19 protein-coding genes are annotated in these 19220 nt (G+C 61.3%); 6 read left to right on the top strand and 13 right to left on the bottom strand.

From position 1 onward, the window contains the following. The first annotated feature begins 157 nt into the window (after positions 1–157). Entirely contained in the window at positions 158–766 is a 609-nt protein-coding gene (locus HMPREF2630_RS02865; RefSeq protein WP_044150839.1) for a DUF1269 domain-containing protein, read from the top strand. 49 nt (positions 767–815) lie between these two features. Here the strand turns inward: HMPREF2630_RS02865 and HMPREF2630_RS02860 are convergent, their stop codons facing one another. Beyond that, entirely contained in the window at positions 816–1037 is a 222-nt protein-coding gene (locus HMPREF2630_RS02860) for a hypothetical protein (RefSeq protein ID WP_049343580.1), read from the bottom strand. 365 nt (positions 1038–1402) lie between these two features. Beyond that, complete coding sequence (locus HMPREF2630_RS02855; RefSeq protein ID WP_049343578.1) at positions 1403–2998, bottom strand: DHA2 family efflux MFS transporter permease subunit; 1596 nt, start codon at positions 2996–2998, stop codon at positions 1403–1405. 261 nt (positions 2999–3259) lie between these two features. Here HMPREF2630_RS02855 and HMPREF2630_RS02850 point away from each other — a divergent pair, with 261 nt between their 5' ends. Beyond that, on the top strand, positions 3260–3577 hold the full coding sequence (locus HMPREF2630_RS02850) for an acylphosphatase (RefSeq protein WP_049343576.1): 318 nt from the start codon (positions 3260–3262) through the stop codon (positions 3575–3577). Positions 3578–3627: 50 nt separating this feature from the next. Here the strand turns inward: HMPREF2630_RS02850 and HMPREF2630_RS02845 are convergent, their stop codons facing one another. Further along, complete coding sequence (locus HMPREF2630_RS02845) at positions 3628–4251, bottom strand: GNAT family N-acetyltransferase (protein WP_049343574.1); 624 nt, start codon at positions 4249–4251, stop codon at positions 3628–3630. Positions 4252–4433: 182 nt separating this feature from the next. Here HMPREF2630_RS02845 and HMPREF2630_RS02840 point away from each other — a divergent pair, with 182 nt between their 5' ends. From HMPREF2630_RS02840 to HMPREF2630_RS02830, 3 genes are all read left to right on the top strand, one after another. After that, on the top strand, positions 4434–5015 hold the full coding sequence (locus tag HMPREF2630_RS02840; protein ID WP_049343572.1) for a peroxiredoxin: 582 nt from the start codon (positions 4434–4436) through the stop codon (positions 5013–5015). Positions 5016–5018: 3 nt separating this feature from the next. Then, positions 5019–5549 carry an alkylhydroperoxidase, AhpD family gene (locus tag HMPREF2630_RS02835; RefSeq protein ID WP_049343570.1) on the top strand — a complete coding sequence of 177 codons (531 nt, stop codon included), beginning with the start codon at positions 5019–5021 and terminating at the stop codon, positions 5547–5549. A 300-nt stretch (positions 5550–5849) separates the two neighbouring features. Further along, on the top strand, positions 5850–6275 hold the full coding sequence (locus HMPREF2630_RS02830) for a GNAT family N-acetyltransferase (protein ID WP_239663146.1): 426 nt from the start codon (positions 5850–5852) through the stop codon (positions 6273–6275). A gap of 129 nt (positions 6276–6404) precedes the next feature. On the opposite strand, the gene HMPREF2630_RS02825 is transcribed toward HMPREF2630_RS02830, so the two are convergent. Both HMPREF2630_RS02825 and HMPREF2630_RS02820 read right to left on the bottom strand, forming a co-directional pair. Next, the gene (locus HMPREF2630_RS02825) at positions 6405–7055 is read right to left on the bottom strand and encodes a hypothetical protein (protein ID WP_049343567.1); all 651 of its coding nucleotides are present in this window, start codon (positions 7053–7055) and stop codon (positions 6405–6407) included. 96 nt (positions 7056–7151) lie between these two features. Beyond that, complete coding sequence (locus HMPREF2630_RS02820; RefSeq protein WP_239663145.1) at positions 7152–8447, bottom strand: multidrug effflux MFS transporter; 1296 nt, start codon at positions 8445–8447, stop codon at positions 7152–7154. 446 nt (positions 8448–8893) lie between these two features. Between HMPREF2630_RS02820 and HMPREF2630_RS02815 the strand changes: the two genes are divergently transcribed. Continuing rightward, on the top strand, positions 8894–9703 hold the full coding sequence (locus tag HMPREF2630_RS02815; RefSeq protein ID WP_049333917.1) for a trimeric intracellular cation channel family protein: 810 nt from the start codon (positions 8894–8896) through the stop codon (positions 9701–9703). Between the two features lie 93 nt (positions 9704–9796). Here HMPREF2630_RS02815 and HMPREF2630_RS02810 read toward each other — a convergent pair whose 3' ends face one another. From HMPREF2630_RS02810 to HMPREF2630_RS02770, 8 genes are all read right to left on the bottom strand, one after another. Beyond that, on the bottom strand, positions 9797–10546 hold the full coding sequence (locus HMPREF2630_RS02810; protein WP_070483298.1) for an amino acid ABC transporter ATP-binding protein: 750 nt from the start codon (positions 10544–10546) through the stop codon (positions 9797–9799). After that, positions 10539–11213, bottom strand: a complete 675-nt coding sequence (locus HMPREF2630_RS02805) for an amino acid ABC transporter permease (RefSeq protein WP_049343563.1) — start codon at positions 11211–11213, stop codon at positions 10539–10541. Before HMPREF2630_RS02805 ends, HMPREF2630_RS02810 begins: the two co-directional genes overlap by 8 nt. A 28-nt stretch (positions 11214–11241) precedes the next feature. Further along, the gene (locus HMPREF2630_RS02800; protein WP_049333911.1) at positions 11242–12060 is read right to left on the bottom strand and encodes a transporter substrate-binding domain-containing protein; all 819 of its coding nucleotides are present in this window, start codon (positions 12058–12060) and stop codon (positions 11242–11244) included. A gap of 267 nt (positions 12061–12327) precedes the next feature. Further along, positions 12328–13173 (bottom strand): transporter substrate-binding domain-containing protein, encoded by an 846-nt coding sequence (locus tag HMPREF2630_RS02795; RefSeq protein WP_049343561.1) that lies wholly within the window; start codon positions 13171–13173, stop codon positions 12328–12330. An 85-nt stretch (positions 13174–13258) separates the two neighbouring features. Next, the gene (locus HMPREF2630_RS02790) at positions 13259–14419 is read right to left on the bottom strand and encodes a trans-sulfuration enzyme family protein (protein ID WP_049343560.1); all 1161 of its coding nucleotides are present in this window, start codon (positions 14417–14419) and stop codon (positions 13259–13261) included. 304 nt (positions 14420–14723) lie between these two features. Next, positions 14724–15869 carry a trans-sulfuration enzyme family protein gene (locus HMPREF2630_RS02785; protein WP_049343558.1) on the bottom strand — a complete coding sequence of 382 codons (1146 nt, stop codon included), beginning with the start codon at positions 15867–15869 and terminating at the stop codon, positions 14724–14726. A 1229-nt stretch (positions 15870–17098) separates the two neighbouring features. Continuing rightward, positions 17099–17605: a CoA-binding protein gene (locus HMPREF2630_RS02775; RefSeq protein WP_049343553.1), complete on the bottom strand. Its 507-nt coding sequence runs from the start codon at positions 17603–17605 to the stop codon at positions 17099–17101. Continuing rightward, on the bottom strand, positions 17605–19065 hold the full coding sequence (locus HMPREF2630_RS02770; RefSeq protein ID WP_070483294.1) for an O-acetylhomoserine aminocarboxypropyltransferase/cysteine synthase family protein: 1461 nt from the start codon (positions 19063–19065) through the stop codon (positions 17605–17607). The genes HMPREF2630_RS02775 and HMPREF2630_RS02770 overlap by 1 nt, the downstream gene beginning before the upstream one ends. Positions 19066–19220: the final 155 nt, after the last annotated feature.

Here is a 19220-nt window from a genome sequence, read left to right as displayed (position 1 = left end):
CAGAAAGGGGCCCGGCATCCATATTGGATGCCGGGCCCCTTTGCTTTCGGGCTCAGCCTATCGGCTGCCGCCGAGGTAAATTGTCGCAAAAAGTAGTTCCCAAAAAAGAGAACTGTATTACAATGTATATATAGTCTTTAGGAACGAGGTACCAACTATGGAAAACCTAGTAATTTCAGTCTTTAACACCGAAAGCGAAGCTTATCAGTCCTTTGCAGATTTGAAGGCTTTCCGCCAAACTCAGACGACCAAGGTTGCTCAAATCGCCCTGGTCAAAAATGAAAACGGTCATATCGTTGAAAAAGAACGCTATGATTTTGAAGATTCAACGACGGATGCAACCCTAAAAGGTGGCTTGCTCGGTGCAGTTATCGGGCTTTTGGGTGGTCCTATCGGCGTCTTGTTTGGTTATGGTATTGGTAGCCTCAATGGTTTGGTTGCTGGTGCTACCGTTGATACGGCAGAAGCTGGCCTGATTGACGTTGTTTCTCAAAAATTGACTAACGGTGAAACAGCCGTTGTTGCCTTGGTGCAAGAAGACAACGAAGCAGTCATCGATGCTTACTTCACCAAGTACGACACCCAAATCGTGCGTTGGGATGTAGCAACCGTCGTAGCCGAAATCGAAGCAGCTCTGCAAGTCCAAGAAGACCTCTACAACCAGGCGCGTGCACAGATGAAGGCTGAACGTAAAGCCGAACGCAAGGCTAAGCTTGAAGAATTCAAGGCGAATGTCAAAGCAAAGTTTGACAAATTGAAAGCGTAAGCACCCAAGCATCTCATAAAAAATAGGCTATCTACTTCTGGTAGATAGCCTATTTTTTCAGCGGGTTGGCGCCCATGCCGGGGTAGTCCACGTCGATTTTGCCGTCGCCGTCGGCGTCGTAGCCCTTCATCTCCCAGGTGTTGGGGATGCCGTCGCCGTCGATGTCGGGGTTGTAGGCGTTAGCCGCGGGCGCCGCGACCGTGCCGAGTACCAGCAGGGCCGCCGAAGCGAGCGCGGTACGCACCAGGCGGGGGGACAGGGAGAAAGCCATAAAGTATCTCTCTTCGTATCTTGACCACGCGGGAGGTTGCATCATCTGGCATTGCGCACGGTATGGGTTGTACGGGTCCGGTTCTATGATGAGTAGAAGTGTCAGGCGGCTACCGCGTGGTTTAGTGGTCATATGTGTGTCGCTGCCGCCGATATGCAGTCGGCGTGCCGCGAGTGAGCGCGGCATTTAAAAGACAGCGGGTCACTGCCGAACCCTCCGATGGAGGAAAAGGAGCCGTTCTTGGTTCTCTTCTGTTCGACGGTGACCCGCCTCATCATACACAGAGTGCATCTAGTTTGTCCCGGTATTCGCACCGTATCTCAGGTTATGCACCGTTTATGACGTAAAACGTTTTGATAAGCCTTCTATTTAGTGTTTTCTGACTCAGGCTCTGCCTCAGTGTTCCGTGCAGCGTTCTGTGCGGTGCCCCTCGCCTCGGAGGTCTTCATGGAGGCGTAGAACAGACACACGACCGCGCCCACCGCCGCGGCGACCAGGGGTAGCATCATGGAATCAGCCATTGCCACCGCGTAGGGTTCACGTAGAATCTGCGGAAGCACGCCTCCAGCAGCACCGTCGTGAGAGCCACCGCCCGCTGCGGCAGCCGGGCCCAACGCGGACAGGTGCGAGGTAATCGCAGAAGCCATGATGGTCGTAATCGCAGCCGATCCGAGCACCGACGCCATCTGGCGGGTCTCGTTGTACACGCCCGAACCGGCACCGGCACGCTGCGGCGGCAGGTTACGGGTCGCAGACACCGACAGCGGACCCCAAATGCAGGCATTCGCCGCACCCAGAATAATCATCGGGCCAACCATCAGCCACAGGTTGCCTTCCGCAACCATCGTCGGGCGCAACAGAGCAAAACCAACAACCATCAGCGTAAAACCAATCACCGCAATCCACTTCGGGTCGTTACGGTTCAGACGCGCACCCACCACCGGCGCCAACGCGCCCGAGAACAACGCCATCGGGGCGGTCATCAGCGCAGCCTGGGTCGGGTCCAGGCCCTCCACCTGCTGCAGGTACAGGGTCAGCGGGAACGCCATGCTAATAGCGACCACGCCCATAGCCGAGATAGCCACGTTCGACACGGAGAAGTTACGGTCACTGAACAGGCTCAGCGGAACCAGCGGCTCACGCGGGTTAATAGCCTGCCACCCAATGAACAGGCCCAGCACCAGAATGCCGGCAATAATCAGGCCCCACACGCTCACCGCAATACCGGTACCCATAAACGAGTCAGTGATAGTGCCCCAGTCGTAGGTGGCACCTTCCTGAATACCGAAAACCAGCAGGAACAGACCGACCGCCGAAAGCACCACACCCAACCAGTCGAAGCTGTGCTTCTTCTGCTCAAACACCGGCACATTACGCCACGCCAAGAACAGGCCGACCAGGCCAACCGGAATGTTGATGAAGAAAATCCAGCCCCAGCCGAGAGTATCCACCAGTACGCCGCCCAGAATCGGGCCAACCAACGAGGCGACACCCGCAGTCGCACCCCAAATGCTCATGGCGACACCGCGCGCATTCGGCGGGAACATCAGCGTAATCAGAGACATGGTCTGCGGGGTCATCAGCGACGCGCCCAAACCCTGCACCACGCGGGCAGTAATCAGCGACTCAACATTCGGCGCCAGACCACACCACAGGGAAGCAAGCGTAAAAATACCCATACCGATCATGTACAGGTTCTTCTGACCGAAGCGATCACCCATACGACCGGTAATGAGCAGCGGCACCGCATACGCAAGCAGGTAGGCGCTCGTCACCCACATGCCCGCCGACAGGGATGCATCCAAATCCTGCAGCATGTGCGGTAGGGCGATGGTGACAATATTGCCGTCCACCAGGATCATGAAGAAGCCAACAACCAGGGACCAGAGAGCAGGCCAGGGCTTGTACGGTGCCTTCGCCGGGTTACCGACGAGGGGCGCTTTCTTGGGGCGTGAACTCAATGATCCTCCAGTGGATGAGCGTTGCGGGTAGATGCCTGTGTGTTCAGCGTTGCCGCTAATAAATATCACCCCATCTTACTCCCCTTGTGGGCGCGGCTTCGGTTGCTTTACCCTTATTCAGCTCTTCACGGCGTGTGCGCGCGGCAACCAGGCGGATGCACCCCGCACCCTCTAGACTGAAGCTATAGAAGCTATCAGAGCGCCACCACCGGCGCTCGCCCCCATCAGACCACTCACAATGAGATGACCCCGGGAGGACCCATGGGTTTCTTTGACTTCTTCACCGACCGAACCCCGGCAGAGCCCGCCGAAATCCGCCTCGTCGCTTTCGTGAGCGGCAAGGTGCAGGGCGTGGGCTTCCGCTGGTGGTGCGCCGGCACCGCCAAGCCGCTGGGCCTGACCGGGTACGCCGAGAACCTCGACGACGGGCGCGTCAAGGTCGTTGCGGAGGGGACGGCCGCCTCCTGCGCTCGCCTGGTGGATATTCTGCGCGGCGGCGACACCGCGGGCCGCGTGGATGAGGTGCTCGTCGAGTGGGAGGAGCCGAGCGGTTCCTTCCGCGGCTTCGGTATCAGGTAGCTTTTGCGGGTTCCCGCTGAACCCCGTGTACGTTACGTCCAGAGCGCAGTTTAGTTAGCCCAGAGCGCCGCGAATTGCGCGCGAGTCATATCGGCTCGGCGTACCCGATGCTGCACCGGGTGACCATTCTCGTCGGGGCGGCCGGCGTTCGGGTCAATATCGTCATAGATGCCGGTAAAACCCGCTTTAATCGCCACACGTTCGGATACCTCGTTACCCGCCAGGGCGGTCCAGCGGACGGTATCAAGACCCAGCCCGAGCGGGTCGAAAGCATAGCCGAGGACGGCTCGCAGCGCCTCAGTCATATAGCCCTTGCCGCGCGCCTTCGGGGCGGTGTAATAGCCCAGTTCGGCGCGGGTTCCGGGGCCTTCGGGGGTGCCGTCAGCCAGACGTAATTCAATGGTTCCGGCAAACACGCCGGAGGCGTCAATCGCCCAGCGTTGAATCTGCCCGGCGGCAATCTGGCGGGCGGTGGTGAGTAGGGAGTCTTCGGCGTCGGCGCGCGTGTAGTTCAACGGGAGGCGGGTGTAGCGGAGGGTTTCTTCGTCGCGGCAGGATTCCACGATGTCGGGGATGTCCGCCTCGCACAGGTGGCGGAGGGTGAGGCGCTCGGTAATGAGTTCGGGCTGGCTGGGCTGGTCAGGCTGGCTGGGTACGGCAGGGTCAAGGTTCATGGTTTCACCCTACACCACCCCCAAATGGTGAGCTAAATCATAGTGATGGGTGCATGTTTGGGGTTGATTATTATGAGTAATTCATAATAGTATGGAGGCAAGTCCGGGATTCCGGGCAGCACACTGAAATCGTCACGCGCAGTGCACACACCCGCGCGGCACAAAACAGAAAGAAGAACACCATGGCAGTTCTGACCATCGGCGACCAGTTCCCCGCATACGAGCTCACCGGCGTTGTCCCCGGCAAGCTGGCTGACATCGAGGCCACCAAGCCCGAAGACTACTTCACCACCGTCTCCTCCGAGGGTCTGGACGAAGACACCTGGCGCGTCGTCTTCTTCTGGCCCAAGGACTTCACCTTCGTGTGCCCCACCGAGATTGCAGCCTTCGGTAAGCTGGCCGACGAGTTCGAGGCACGCGACTGCCAGGTCATCGGCGTTTCCGTCGACAACGAGTACACCCACTACGCATGGCGCCGTTCCCACGAGGAGCTCGTGGACCTGCCCATCGTCATGGCATCCGACCTCAAGCGCGAGCTGACCAGCGCCCTCGGCGTCCTGAACAAGGACGGCGTTGCAGACCGCGCAACCTTCATCATCGACCCCCACAACACCATCCAGTCGGTCTCCATTACCGCTGACTCCGTCGGCCGTAACACCGACGAGGTGCTCCGCCAGCTGGACGCACTGCAGTCCGACGAGCTGTGCGCATGCAACTGGAAGAAGGGTGCAGCAACCATCGACGCATTCAAGGAGATGAAGTAATCCATGAGCATCGATAACCTGCGTTCGGCTCTGCCTTCCTACGCGAAGGACATGAACCTCAACCTGTCCTCCCTGCCCCGCATCACCTCCCTCACCGAGCAGCAGCTCTGGGGCGCAATCCTCGCAACCGCAGCGGCAACCAAGGTTGACTCCGTCGTTGTTGAGATTGCTGCAGAGGCTAAGGAGCACCTGAGCGACACCGCTTACGAGGCTGCTCTGGGTGCTGCATCCATCATGGGCATGAACAACATCTTCTACCGCACCCGTGGCTTCCTGAACGGTGCATACGATGACCAGCGCGCAAACCTGCGTATGCAGATCATCGGCAAGAACGGTGGCATTGAGAAGCTGGACTTCGAGATGTTCGCTCTGGCAGTGTCCGCAGTCAACGGCTGCTCCCACTGCGTCGAGGCTCACGAGCACACCCTGCGCGAAGAGGGCGCAACCAAGGAGCAGGTCAACGACCTGATCCGTATTGCCGCAACCCTCGGCGGCGTGGCACAGGGCATTCAGCTGGCTGAGGCACTGGGCTAAAACCCCCTCGCCTCAGCGGCCTGGTTCGGCACATCGAACCCGGTACACCGAGGCGAGGTCCGCGCAGGCGCGCACCGGGTAGAGCACACACAGGGCCCGGTAACCTCTTCGCACCGCCTCGGTGACGCATCCGTAGCGATGCAGGAGAGATGAGAAGCGGCGCATCCACCCATCACGGGTCGGATGCGCCGCTTCCTTTATGCACAGATTATGCCCTGCAGTAGCTAAAAACGCGTTGGACGGCGGTTTCCTAGCTCCCTCGATTTGGCGCTATACAATGCCTGTATGCGGTACTGTATTTTGGACTCCACCAGCCCCCTGCCCAGCATGGAAGAACTTACCGAGCTCTACGACTCTGTAGGGTGGAGCGCCTATACCAAAACACCCGAACGCCTCATCCCGATGCTGGAAGGGTCGCGGTATCTCTACACAGCACGAGAGGCAACCACAGAAGGAACAGGACGGCTCATCGGGCTAGTCCGCGCCGTCGGGGACGGACAATCTATCGCCTACATTCAGGACCTTTTGGTGCATCCGCATGCCCAGCGTCAGGGCGTTGGTTCTGCGCTTCTAAAGCGTGTCATTGAGGACTTTGACCGAGAAGATATTCGACAGCGACTCATTACCACCGACGTCGGTAATGAACACGCCGTTGCGCTCTACAAACGCTACGGTTACGCCCCCGTAGAGGCGGCAGGATGCATCACCCTTGCATGCTATCGATAAGACAGTTCTCATACGGCTCGACTCGTTCAAGCTGGCTGAGGCACTGGGCTAAACCCACTAAGCGTAGAGCTTACACAGAAGCGGCGCGTCCCCCCCCCTTTACGGGTCGGATGCGCCGCTTTGTTTTAACTACTTTTGGCTGTCCGCAGCGCCAGTGCGCAGGGCTGCATCCCAGCTACTCGCCAAGCGCGTCGCCGCGGCCACCAGAGCCACCAGATCCTCGGCGTACACCGGGGTCGAGCGCACGCCCGCACACCAGTCAATCGTGCCCAAACCCAGCCAGGGCTTACCTGGGAAGAACTCGCGCCGCAGCGCCACACGGCGCTTACCCAGGGCGCGGCGACCCGGCACGTACCCGCCGCGGCTGATGAACAGCGCCTCACGGCCCTCGGACTCCACCAGCGCCTCCAGGGCCCTCAGCGCAGGAACCCAGCTCGGCTCCCCCACGCTCGCCAGGTCGGCCAGTTCGGGATACTCGCTCTCGTGCTCCGCCACGCTCACACCCAGGATGTACTGGTAGCGAACCTGCCCCAGCTCCTGCGGCAGGCCGCGGTCAGCGGTCTGAATCGTGCCACACAGGTGCCGAACGACCGACTCACCCTCGGCGTTCACGCCGGCCAGGGGCTCACCATCCCGGTAGATTGCGGGGCCGTCCAGGTAGAGCCCCACCGCGCCGGTACCCGTGATGTTGGGGCGCACCGACCAGCCGGGAAGCGCCTCCTCCAGGCGGGGCACCACGCCCCGCAGGATTTCGAAAACTTCGTCACGCGATACCGTCACGGCGGCTCCTTTCACCTTACATTTCTTCTTGCACCATACACATGCGGCCCGGACCGAGTCCGGGCCACACACCTCTAGTATTCGTCTAGACCCAGCTTAGCGAGCGCTCCGCTTACGGGAGGGTAGCCACACCATGAGCGCCGACAGCGCCGCACCGGCAAACATCATCACCGCCATAGACTCCACCACATTCAGGGGGCTCAACGCCAACAACAGCGAAGAAATGATGCCGCTACCGTACTGAAAGGAACCCAGCAACGCCGCGGCCGTACCGGCGATAGCGGGCTCCACCGAGTTCAAAGCTGCCGCGTTCGTACAGGCAGCCACCACACCGTTCATGCCGAACACGAAGAACACCGTGACCACCACACCCCACAGGCCACCCACACCGGTCACGCCAGTGGTAGCAAGCGCCACACCTGCCACAGTGGCGACCAGGGTCGCGACCTTGAGGATGCCGCGCAGGCTGTAGCTCTTCACCCACCGCTTGTTGAAAGCGGTCAGGCTCATCACGCCAATCATGTTCATGCCGAACAGCAGACCGTAGTAGCGCGGGTCCACGCCGAAGTGGGTGATGTACACGGTCGAAGAGTTCGTGATAAACGCGTAAATGGAAATGTAGTAGAAGCATACGCACAGCACGTAACGCATGAACGGGCCGTTCCTAAAAAGCACAGGATAGTTCACGAATGCCGAAAGAATCGAGCCGCTATCGCGCTTAGCCGGGGGCAGGGACTCGGGCAGGAACAGAATCAGCCCGAATATAACGAGCGCAACGGCGGAAATAGCCCAGAAGGTCCAGCGCCAGCCGCCAGCCACCACCAAGAAACCGCCCATGAGCGGCCCAAGAATCGGGGCGAGCGCCATAATCAGCATGAGCGTGGAGAGCACCTGCGCGGCGCGTGTTCCCTCGTAAAGGTCACGCACGATAGCGCGCGCCAGCATGGGTCCGGTGCATGCGCCTACGGCCTGCAGCACGCGGGCGATGATGAGCTCCGGCATGGTGTCGGCAATGGCGCACCAGGCGGAACCCAACGCGAAAACAATCATGCCCGCAGATAGCGGAATCTTACGGCCAACGCGGTCGCTCACCGGGCCCAGAATCAGCTGAGCCAGCGCGAAACCCAGCAGGAAGCTGGTAATCATGAGTTCTTCGCCGGAACCGAGTTCCGCGGTGATTTCGGGAACGCCCGGCAGGAAAATATCCGTCGCGAGGGCAGTACACGCCATGAGAGCGCTGAGCATGATGTACAGCAGAAGGGTGCGCTTCGCCCCGTAGTTATCGGGGTGGGCCGTGTGGGGCTCTGCTGCGCCCCGAGAGGTTGAGTGAGAAGTGGACGAGGCGGTGGATGCGTCAGCAACCGTCTCAGAATTCGTTAGAGATGAGGCCATATGTTCTTAATTCTTGAGGCGCGGGGCATGCTCGCGTCTCAGCGATACTGTATGAGATTATGTCTGCGTGGTACCGCCCGTGGCCCTCGCGGCGAGGTGATTCCTCCGCAAGAGTGCATAGAAAAACCCGTGGGCGGATAAAACGGGCGGTTAACCAGTGTACGCCCGCGCAGGGCCCCACGGAAATGAAACATCCGCCCGCCGAACCGCTCGAGGCTCGGGGCTTGGGGTCCGTTCCCCGATTTGACTCGCTCTCAACTAGGAGCGTTGCCGAACCCGGGGCTACAATAAATCGGTGCCATGACACCACCACGTACACACAGGCCGACAGAGCCGGATGCGGTGATAACGTCGTCACCCGACCCCGTGCGCGCCTCCCCCCACAGGCCCCGGTGTGCCCGCTGGTACTGAGCATAGACATACATCGTCCACGCAGGAGAACGCCCATGCATGAGTTCTTTGACCCCGACCAGGTATTCCGCATCGTCGACATTGCCGCCGTTGTCGCCAACGGCCTGCTCGGCGGTGCCGTGGCGCGCGCCTTCCGGTTCGACATTGTGGGCTTCCTGCTGCTCGCCGTTGCCTGCGGTATGGGCGGCGGCCTGATTCGTGACGTGCTGCTGAACTCGGGCCTGCCCGTGGCGCTCACCGACGGCGGCTACTGGATTGGCGCAATCGGCTCGTCCATCCTGGCGTACAGCATTGATCTGAGCGCCCGCTGGGCAACCCGCACCCTGCTCGTCGTGGACTTCGTGGGCATGGGGTGTTGGGCTGCGACCGGCACCATCAAGTCCCTGAACCTGGGCCTGCACTGGCTGCCGTCCATTACCCTGGGCATCACCACCGCCGTGGGTGGCGGCCTGATTCGCGACATCATGGTCAACCGTATTCCCGCGATTTTTGGCGGTAACTCCCTGTACGCGACCGTCGCCCTGGTCGGCGCCGCGGAGACGGCCCTCGTGACGGGCCTTTTCCACCGCCCGAACCTGGCGATGGCGCTGTCCATCCTCCTGTGCCTGATACTGGGCGTGCTCTCCCACGCGCGGAACTGGCAGCTGCCCACCACCCCGGGCGGCCTGCATGTGCACCGCCCGCGCCTGTTCACCTTCTTCAACCGCAAAGAAAGCGCGGTGCATAACGAGGGCTGGTCGCCGGGTGAGCCGCTCACCGATCAGCTACAGGTGGTCAGCCCCGAGCAACTGGATGAGTACCGCCGCGCTAAGGCGCGAACCAGGCCCCGCAGGGACGAAAAATAGCGGAAGGGTGGGTCGGTATCCCCGTAGGGAACCGGCCCACCCTTCCGTTTTGGGCTCCGCCGCCATGCGCTGAGGCAGGGCTAGTGCGGCAGGCTAGATGGTGTACTCGGTGCTGTCGTACACGGTCAGGAACTTGCGGATGCGCTCATCGTCCGAGGCAAAGAAGCCGGCCGGCTCGCCGTTGTAGCGTAGCGTACCGTTCTCCAGGAACACGATGCGGTCCGCGACCTTCTTCGCGAACGCCATATTGTGCGTCACGATGACCAGGGAGCGGCCTTCCTTCGCCAGCTGCATGAGCACGCGAATCACCTCGGCCTCCAGCTCGGGGTCCAGGGCGCTCGTCGGCTCGTCGAAGAGCAGGTATGCCGGTTCCAGCGCCAGGGCGCGGGCAATCGCCACGCGCTGCTGCTGGCCGCCCGAGAGCGATTCCGGGTAGGAGCCGGTCTTATCGGCTAGGCCCACCTTGGCGAGCAGCTCGCGGGCGCGCTCCTCAGCCTGCTTGGCGTCCAGGGTGCCGTTGAGGGTCGGGGCGAGCGCCACGTTCTTCAGCGCCGTGTAGTTCGGAAACAGGTTGAACTGCTGGAACACCATCGCCGAGCGGGAGCGGATGTCACGCACCTGCGCGTCGGTGAGCTTCTGGCTGTAGTCCACCTGCGCGTCGTCAATGGTGAGCGTGCCGGACTGCGGGGTTTCCAGCAGATTCAGGCAGCGCAGCAGGGTCGACTTGCCGCTACCGGAGGGGCCCAGAATGACGGTGGTCTCGCCGCTGGGGATGTCCAGGTTGATGTTCTTGAGAACCTGCGTCTCACCGAAGCTCTTCGAGAGGGATTCCACGCTAAGCATTGCGGCTCCTTACGTAACGGTTGCTGTACTTCTCCAGGGCCGACTGCGCGGCGGTCAGCACGGTAAAAATCACCAGGTAGACGAGGGCGACCTCAGAGTACATTGCCAGTGGCTCGAAGGTACGCGAAGCAATCTGCTTGCCGGTCTGGAACAGATCGACCATCGAGATGACCGACACCAGCGAGGTGCCCTTAATCAGGTCGATGAAGTTGTTGCCCAGGTTCGGCAGTGCGATGCGCACCGCCTGCGGAATCACGACGTAGCGCAGGGTCTGCAGGCGGGTGAAGTTCAGGGTCGCTGCCGCCTCAAACTGGCCGCCGGGGATAGCCGCCACGGCGGAACGGAAGGTCTCAGCCACGTACGCGCCGGTGTGCAGGCTCATCGTGATGATGGCGGCGCTCCACACGTCCAGGGCGATACCGACTTTCGGCAGGCCGTAGAAGACGATGAACAGCTGCACCAGTAGCGGGGTGCCGCGGAAGACCCAGATGTACAGCCACGCCAGCCAGTTCACCGGGGCGAAGCGGCTCGTGCGCGCGCCGGCGGACACGATGCCCACCAGCAGCGCCAGCGCGAAGGAGATGAGCGATAGCGGAATGGTCACTGCCACCGTTGCGGTCAGCAGCTGCGGCAGCGATTCTGCCCAGAGGTTGAGGTAGCGTTCCATGCGCGGAACTCAGCTCCTTATGAGAGTGTTAGTTCTTCGGGGAGAGGTCTTCGCCCACGTACTTTTCGTAGATGGCCTTGATATCGCCGTTCTCCAGGTGCTTCTTCAGCGACTCGTCGATGGCGTTGCGCAGGGCGTCCTGGCCCTTAGCCATCAGGATGGAGGAGTTGCTGCCGGTGCCCAGGTCGCCGGAGAGCAGGCGCAGGTTGGCGTCCGGGTGCTCCTTGAAGTACTCGGCGAAGGACACGGAGTCGTTGGCGGTCATCTCGGCGCGCCCCGACAGGACCTGCTCGATAGCCTCATCGAAGCCGGACACGACCACGATCGAGGCGCCCTTAGCCTCCACCATCTTGCGGAAGTTCGAAGTCTCAGACTGCGCCGAGGAGTGGCCGGAAATCTCGCTCACGTTCTGCAGGGAGGAATCCTTCTTCACGGCGACCTTCGGCTCGGAGTACAGGTAAGGTACGGAGAAGTCGTACTTCTGCTTACGCTCGTCGGTTGCGGAGACGTTGTTGATGACGATGTCGTAGCGGTCGGCGTCCACGCCGGCAATCAGGGAATCCCAGGGGGTTTCGATGAACTCGGCGGTTACGCCCAGGTCCTTGGCGATTAGGTCGACGATTTCCTTCTCGAAGCCGACCAGGGTGCCGTTCGAGTCGTGGAAGGAGAAGGGGCGGTAGGTGCCTTCCAGGCCCACGCGGATCTTGCCGGCAGACTTGATGGCCTCCAGCTTGTTGGTGCTGGATGCGGTGCTACCGCCGTTGGAGCCGCAGGCGGCGAGCAGGGCTGCCAGGCCGGTGAAGGCGGTGCCTGCGAGGACGGTGCGGCGGTTAATCATTGCGGACATGGTTCTTCCTTTGCGTCGTAGTTGATGCTCTTGTAGTTGCGGGCTGTCACCCTGTGTTTACTCGGGGCATCGTTGGGGTGCCCCTTCTTAGCGGGTGCAACGCTGGCTATCCTACAGCTATTCCCAACCCGAGAGAATTCAACGTAATATTCCGTCATATTCTCTCATCAATACGGGAAAAGCGGCTGAGACATCAACCACGACGCGGTGTCGGAAGTCCTGGCGGGTGAGCCCTTTCCGGGCCCCTTCCGAGCCTTTCACGAAAGCTTAGGAGGCGGGGCTCAAGTCCTCGCCCACGTGCTTCTCGAAGATGGCCTTGAAATCGCCGTTGCCCAGGTGCTTCTTGATGGAGGCGTCAATCGCATCCTTCAGCGCGGTCTGGTTCTTGGGCAGCAGAACGGCAACGTTGGTGCCGGGGCCAACCTCACCCTCCAGCAGGCGCAGGTTGGCGTCCGGGTGCTCCTTGAAGTACTCGGCGAAGGACACGGAGTCGTTGGCGGTCAGCTCGGCACGGCCGGTGAGCACCTGCTCGATAGCCTCATCGAAGCCTGTGACCTCGATAATGGTGGCGCCGCGTTCCTCTACGAGCTTGCGGTAATTGCTGGTCGCGCTCTGGGCGGCGGTGTGGCCGGAGATTTCGGAAGCGTTCTTCAGGCTCGAGTCCTTCTTCACGCCCACGCGGGCACGGGAATGTGCGTAGGGCACGGAGAAGTCGTACTTCTTCTTGCGCTCCTCGGTGGGTGCCACGTTATTGAGCACGATGTCGTAGCGGCCCGCGTCCACGCCGGCGATAAGCGAGTCCCAGGGGGTTTCGATGTACTCGGCGGTCACGCCCAGGTCCTTGGCGAGGGTCTCGGCGATGTCGTACTCGAAGCCGGCGAGCTTACCGGAGGCGTCGTGGTAGGTGTAGGGGCGGTAGGTACCCTCCACGCCGATGCGGATTTTGCCCGCGGATTTGATGGACTCCAGCAGGTTGGAGGAGCTCTGTGCGGAGCCTGCGCCGGAGCTGTTACCGCCGGAGCAGGCGGCGAGCAGGCCGGTGGTTCCGGCGAGGGCCGCGCCCAGCAGCAGGGAGCGTCGATTCAGCACGGCGGAGGTGTTGAGAACGGTCATTCTTGGTTCCTTAATCTGCGTTGATGTGTGGTGTGAAAGTTGAAATCTGCGGTATGGACCGGCGGCGTTCGCCGGAGGTACAGGTCTAGCCGGCGAAGGCGGCCTTCAGACCAATCTCCAGGGCCGCGATGAGGTCCTGAACATCCTCAATGCCGATCGCCAGGCGCACGAGGCGGTCGTCCACGCCGAACTCGTCGCGGTGTTCCTGGGCGTAGGCGCCGTGCGTGGTGTGCGCGGGCAGGCTCACGAGCGATTCGATACCGCCCAGGCTCACGGCGTTCACGAAGATGGGCAGGGCGCGGGCGAAGGCCTGCGCGTCGCCGCCGTCCTTGAGCAGCAACGAAAAGACGGAACCGATGCCGCGGGCCTGGCGGGACTGCACCTCCGCCTGTTCCTCGGAGGAGCTACCGGCGTAGAAAATCTTCTCGACCTCGGGGCGCTCGGAGAGGAACTCGATGAGCTCGCGGGCGTTCTGCTGCTGGCGTTCCAGGCGTAGGGCCAGGGTCTTCACGTCCTGCAGCAGGCGGTAGGAGTCAATCGGGGGCAGCAGCGCGCCGCTGACGAGCTGACCGCGGTGCAGCAGAATAGCCAGGTCGGGGTCGTTCGTGGCCGCGACGCCGGCGAGCAGGTCTGCGTGGCCTGCCAGGAACTTGGTGGCAGATTGCACGGTGATGTCAGCGCCGAGTTCCAGGGGACGCTGCAGGTAGGGGGTCATGAAGGTGTTGTCCACGATCAGCAGGGCGCCGTGGCGGTGCGCCAGCTCCGCAACCGCGGCAATGTCGGTGACCTGCAAGGTAGGGTTCGTGGGGGTCTCAAGGAAGACGACCTTCACGTCCGGGGCGAAGTCCTCATCGCTCAGGGTCGTGAAGTCGCTGATGAAGCGGGTCTTCACGGCACGCTTAGTCAGCTCGGTGGTCGCGAAGCGGTAGGTGCCGCCGTAGGTCGGCATGCCCAGCAGCAGGGTGTCGCCCGCCTCCAGAATGCCGAGGGCCGCCGCGGTTGCCGCCATGCCGGAGGGGTACGCGTAGGCGTGCTCCGCACCCTCGAGGGCGGCGAGGGTCGCCTGCAGGTTATCGCGGGTGGGGTTCGCGCCGCGCTGGTACATGTAGGTGGTGTCCTCGCCGGCGGTACCGAAGGTGCTCGCCAGGTAGACCGGCGGCACGGACGCATCGTAGCGGGCATCGTGCACGGCGTGGATGGTGCGGGTCGTGAAACCGGTCGGTTCGAGCTGGTTCTGCTGGCTCATGGTGGTTCTCTTCCGTTCGGGCTACCCCGAACGCGGGTGTAGCTGCTGGGTGTCGTCGTGTATCCGGGATTTACCCTACCCGCATTTTTTATGCCGTTCTAGCCCCGAGTCACGGGGGTTAATATGTTCACGCAACGTCATATAAAAATGCGTTGAGGGCGCACAAAATACCCGCATTAAAACATTCTTTTACGGTGAAAGAAATGCATTAATCCGGGTATTTTGAGTGATATTACGACGTATATTTGGGGCGCCTAGAATCGCGCCATACGGGCGCGCGGTATCTGATACTCAGGAACTACGCCTAATGAGCCAGGGCCGCGGTCAGGCCGCGCTCCAAATCCTCGATGATGTCCTCAATCTCCTCGATGCCGATGGCCAGGCGGATGAGGTTGTCGCTCACGCCGTACTCGTCGCGGTGCGCCTGAGTGTAGGCGGCCTGCACCATGAGCGCGGGGCGAACCACCAGCGATTCGATACCGCCTAGGCTCACCGCGTGGGTGAAAATCTTCAGGGCTTCGAGGAAGGCGGGCAGATCGGCGCCGTCCACCAGCTCCATGGAGATGAGCGCGCCCAGGCCGTTCGCTTGGCGGGCGTGCACCTGCGCCTCATACTCGCTGTGCGAACCCGCGTAGAGCACGCGCTTCACGGCGGGGTGCGCCTCCAGGTAGTTGATGACCTCGATGGTGTTCTTCTGCTGCTGGGTCAGGCGCAGCTTGAGGGTCTTGACCTCCTGCAGCAGGCGGTAGGAGTCGGTGGGCGAAAGCATTGCGCCGGTAATCATCTGCAGGTGCCAGAGGCGCTCGGCGAGCGCGTCATCGTTGGTTGCGGCGACGCCTCCGAGTAGGTCGGCGTGGCCGCCCAGGTACTTGGTGGCGGACTGTACGCTGATGTCCGCGCCCAGGTCGAGGGGCTTCTGCAGCAGCGGGGTCATGAAGGTGTTGTCGACGACCACGATTGCGCCGTTGCGGTGCGCGATTTCGGCGATGGCGGCGATGTCGCTCACGCGCAGTAGCGGGTTGGAGGGGCTCTCCAGGAACACCATGGTCACGTTGTCGGCGAAGTCCTCGTCGGTGAGGGCCGTGAAGTCGCCGATGAAGCGGGTCTTGACGCCGCGGGCGGGCAGCTCAATGGTCGCGAAGCGGTAGGTGCCGCCGTAGGAGGGCATGCCCAGCAGCAGGGTCTCGCCTTCCTTGAGGATGCCAAGGGCGGCAGCGGTGGCGCCCATTCCGGAGGGGTAGGCGAAGGCGTGCTTGGCGCCTTCGAGGGTTGCGAGCGTGGTTTCGAGAGCCGCGCGGGTGGGGTTGCCGCCGCGCTGGTAGTCGTAGGGGCCTTCGGTGCCGTCACAGGGCTGGGCGTAGGTGGTGGTCGTGTAGATCGGAGGCAGGATGGAGCCGTACGGGTTGTCGCGGTCCGTAGTGTGAATTGCCTTCGTGGTGAATCCGGTCATGCTGTCCTCGGCTAAGGTTGGGCATAAAATGCGGGGGATAAATATATTGCTAGCTTAGGGCTCTTTTGGGATACTGACTAGTTTTTTCTTTTCTGTGACCGAGTGACTTTTTATGACTAAAAAACGGCGTTATATTTCGACATTTTAGACATATATTTCGTCATATTTCGCGCGTGAAAAGACCCGGCAGTCGGTACACGTGTGTGCTGAGTACCGGCCCCCGGGCTTCCATCTAGGATACCGGCTCAGCACCCCAGAACATAAGGGTAGGTTTACCTTAAAGCTGAACTGCCCTCCAACTAGGGGCGATGCTGCACCTTCAATCTCGCCCAAACACGCCGGATGCCCTACCGGACACTACACCCGGCACTACACCGGGTATAGAAGGAGGGGCGCACCCGGGAATCACCCCGGGTACGCCCCTCTCTTAGCCCCATGAGAACGCCAGCATCATAATGCGAGGTAGCTGCGGGACTGTCGCTGTTTTAGAAGATTTTCTGCGAACCTACGCCAACGCAGTAGCTTTCATCCTGCTCCACTAGAGCTTTTATCGCTTTCCACGCCGCCCTCTGACGACGGATATTTCCCTGCAAAAGAGCAACGTTAGCGAAGCTGACCAACATACCTTTCGGGTCTGCCTCGCGGAGGTCCTTAGCAAAAATTTTAGGCTTTGCAGAGGTATCAGTCGTCGGCATCATCCAGAGGCGAGAACCATGAGCTACGCGGTTTCTCAGAGTAGTCAGAGACTTAAGACGGCCCTCAAAGTGCTTATGGTTCACCCCAGAAGGTAGTGAAAATTAGAGCACGCAAGCATGTCTCGGTCATCATCGCTCAGGGTCGTTCCCTGAGGAAAATACCCCTTGGCAATAAGGTAATCCTTCTGCTTCTCTATCAAAGGCAGAAATACGCACGATTCCTTGGGCAAAACCGCTACTCTCCTTAATCGGTTCGCCGTAGAACCGAACATAAAAAAGGACCCCCTCGAGAGGCGCTTGAATCAGAGGCGGAGGGGGGACTGTTATTACAACAATAACATTGGAGCTACACGCGCTCAAGGAATCTGGGTGTTTTCCCTGGTCATCTTATGGTTGCTTATATCACTGCGTCAGCATCAAAGAAGGAAGGGCGCACCCGGGAATCACCCCGGGTACGCCCCTTCCGCTCAAACGCTAACGAGCGCCTGATTTTTGTAATTACAAGCCGCGGTAACCGCGGCTCAACAGCGCAGACTACTTCGACAACACCTGACGCTTCGCAGAAATCACGCCCGTGTTGAAACCGGCCAGGTGCAGGCCTCCGTGGAAACGTGCGTGCTCAATCTTCACGCACTTATCCATCACCACGTTCAGGCCGGCAGCCTCACCGATTGCGGCGGCCTCCTCGTTCCAGGAGCCCAGCTGCATCCAGACGGTCTTTGCGCCCAGATCCACGGCCTCCTGAACCACGCCCGGCAGGTCCTCGTTACGGCGGAAAATCTCCACCAGGTCAGGGACCTCCGGCAGGTCCTGCAGCGACGGGTACACCGGCTGACCCAGCACAAGCTTGCCCTTCGCCGCCAGAATCGGGTTCACAAAATACAGCTTGTACGGCGAAGCCGACTGCAGGTATGTCGCCACGAAGTAGGAGGCGCGCGAAATCTTATCGCTCATACCCACGATCGCGATGGTGCGGGTATTACGCAGAATGTTCAGACGCTCGGGGGCGGAAGGACCCACCCAGGTACGCTTCTCGGTCATTACTTCTCCTCCTGAGTGGTAGTAGGCAGGGAGCAAGATGCACCAGCAGCAGCCTCAGCGGCGGCAGCGTCCTCGGCGGCCTTAGCGGCGGCAACCGCCTCCTCAGCCTCCACAACCTTGTCTGCGCTGGACTCGCCCACACGCTCACCGGCGTGGTTCAGGCCGGTCGCGTAGGTCAGCGCCTGGTCCAGGTCCCAGATGATGTCTTCCACGTCTTCCAGACCCACGGAAATGCGGATCAGGTCCTCACCGACACCGCCAGCAGCCAGCTGCTCAGCGGTCAGCTGCTGGTGCGTGGTCGAACCCGGGTGCAGAACCAGGGTGCGGGAGTCACCGATGTTCGCCAGGTGGCTTGCCAGCTGCAGCGCACCGATGAACTCGCCACCGACCAGGCGACCCGAGGCCTTCTCGGTGCCCTTCACACCGAAGGAGAACACGGAACCAACGCCCAGCGGCAGCAGCTTCTTCGCGCGCTCGTGGTGCGGGTGGTCTTCCAGGCCGGCATAGTTCACGTAGGCGATGCGCTCATCCTCAACCAGCCAGTTGACGATCTGCTTGGCGTTAGCCAGGTGAGCGTCCATGCGCTGCGGCAGGGTCTCGACGCCCTGAAGCAGGTAGAACGCGGCCTGCGGGCTCAGCGACGGGCCGAAGTCACGCAGCTGCTCGGAACGCAGCTTGGTGAGGAAGCCGTACTCGCCGAAGTTACCCCACCAGGACACGCCGTTGTAGGAGGGCACGGGCTCGGTCATGGACGGGAAGTTGCCGTTGCCCCAGTTGAAGCGGCCGGACTCGACGACGACACCGCCGAGGGTGGTGCCGTGGCCACCCAGGAACTTGGTGACCGAGTGGATAACGATGTCCGCGCCGTGCTCGAGGGGGCGAACCAGGTAGGGGGTGGAGATGGTAGCGTCCACGACCAGGGGGATGCCGGCCTCGTGGGCGACCTCTGCGAGACCTTCCAGGTCGGCAACCTCGCCGGAGGGGTTGGCGACAACCTCGGTGTAGATTGCCTTAGTGTTCTCGGTCAGTGCCGCCTTGTAGTCGGCGGGGTCGGTGCCGGGCACGAAGGTGGTTTCAATGCCGAAGCGGCGCAGGGACACGTCCAGCTGGGTGACGGTGCCGCCGTACAGCTGCGAGGAGGCGACGATGTGGTCGCCCTGCTGGCAGAGCGCCGCGAAGGTGATGAACTCGGCGGCCATGCCGGAGGCGGTGGCCACCGCACCGATGCCGCCTTCGAGGGAGGCGATGCGCTCCTCCAGGGCGGCGACGGTGGGGTTCGACAGGCGCGAGTAGATGTTGCCGTACTTCTGCAGGGAGAAGAGGTTCGCGGCGTCGTCAGCGTCTTTGAAGACGAAGGAGGAAGTCTGGTAGATAGGGACCGCGCGGGCACCGTGCTCGGCGTCGGGGGTACCGCCCGCGTGCAGTGCGCGGGTTCGGAAGCCGAAAGTGTGTTCAGCCATTGGTTTGCTCCTGGTGTATCTGCCCGCCTGTGTGCGGGGAGTCGATAGTGGCTCGACTTTATACTGTGCCACCGGCGCGGGGGTGCACCAAGTGCGGGTACCTATGTGTCGTTTGTTGCGGATTATGACGGGTGGGGTTGAGGCTTATAACCTCA

The sequence above is a fragment of the Rothia sp. HMSC072B03 genome, from assembly GCF_001809565.1.
In the GTDB taxonomy this organism is placed as follows: Bacteria; Actinomycetota; Actinomycetes; order Actinomycetales; family Micrococcaceae; genus Rothia; species Rothia mucilaginosa_A.
The sequence above is the reverse complement of the archived record's forward strand: the minus strand, read 5'-3'. Positions and strand labels throughout refer to the sequence as shown.

Coding starts and splice junctions, on each gene's coding strand:
- HMPREF2630_RS02865 (WP_044150839.1), top strand. CDS start 158: ATGGAAAACCTAGTAATTTCAGTCTTTAACACCGAAAGCGAAGCTTAT.
- HMPREF2630_RS02860 (WP_049343580.1), bottom strand. CDS start 1,037: ATGGCTTTCTCCCTGTCCCCCCGCCTGGTGCGTACCGCGCTCGCTTCG.
- HMPREF2630_RS02850 (WP_049343576.1), top strand. CDS start 3,260: ATGGGTTTCTTTGACTTCTTCACCGACCGAACCCCGGCAGAGCCCGCC.
- HMPREF2630_RS02845 (WP_049343574.1), bottom strand. CDS start 4,251: ATGAACCTTGACCCTGCCGTACCCAGCCAGCCTGACCAGCCCAGCCAG.
- HMPREF2630_RS02840 (WP_049343572.1), top strand. CDS start 4,434: ATGGCAGTTCTGACCATCGGCGACCAGTTCCCCGCATACGAGCTCACC.
- HMPREF2630_RS02835 (WP_049343570.1), top strand. CDS start 5,019: ATGAGCATCGATAACCTGCGTTCGGCTCTGCCTTCCTACGCGAAGGAC.
- HMPREF2630_RS02820 (WP_239663145.1), bottom strand. CDS start 8,447: ATGGCCTCATCTCTAACGAATTCTGAGACGGTTGCTGACGCATCCACC.
- HMPREF2630_RS02815 (WP_049333917.1), top strand. CDS start 8,894: ATGCATGAGTTCTTTGACCCCGACCAGGTATTCCGCATCGTCGACATT.
- HMPREF2630_RS02810 (WP_070483298.1), bottom strand. CDS start 10,546: ATGCTTAGCGTGGAATCCCTCTCGAAGAGCTTCGGTGAGACGCAGGTT.
- HMPREF2630_RS02805 (WP_049343563.1), bottom strand. CDS start 11,213: ATGGAACGCTACCTCAACCTCTGGGCAGAATCGCTGCCGCAGCTGCTG.
- HMPREF2630_RS02800 (WP_049333911.1), bottom strand. CDS start 12,060: ATGTCCGCAATGATTAACCGCCGCACCGTCCTCGCAGGCACCGCCTTC.
- HMPREF2630_RS02795 (WP_049343561.1), bottom strand. CDS start 13,173: ATGACCGTTCTCAACACCTCCGCCGTGCTGAATCGACGCTCCCTGCTG.
- HMPREF2630_RS02790 (WP_049343560.1), bottom strand. CDS start 14,419: ATGAGCCAGCAGAACCAGCTCGAACCGACCGGTTTCACGACCCGCACC.
- HMPREF2630_RS02785 (WP_049343558.1), bottom strand. CDS start 15,869: ATGACCGGATTCACCACGAAGGCAATTCACACTACGGACCGCGACAAC.
- HMPREF2630_RS02775 (WP_049343553.1), bottom strand. CDS start 17,605: ATGACCGAGAAGCGTACCTGGGTGGGTCCTTCCGCCCCCGAGCGTCTG.
- HMPREF2630_RS02770 (WP_070483294.1), bottom strand. CDS start 19,065: ATGGCTGAACACACTTTCGGCTTCCGAACCCGCGCACTGCACGCGGGC.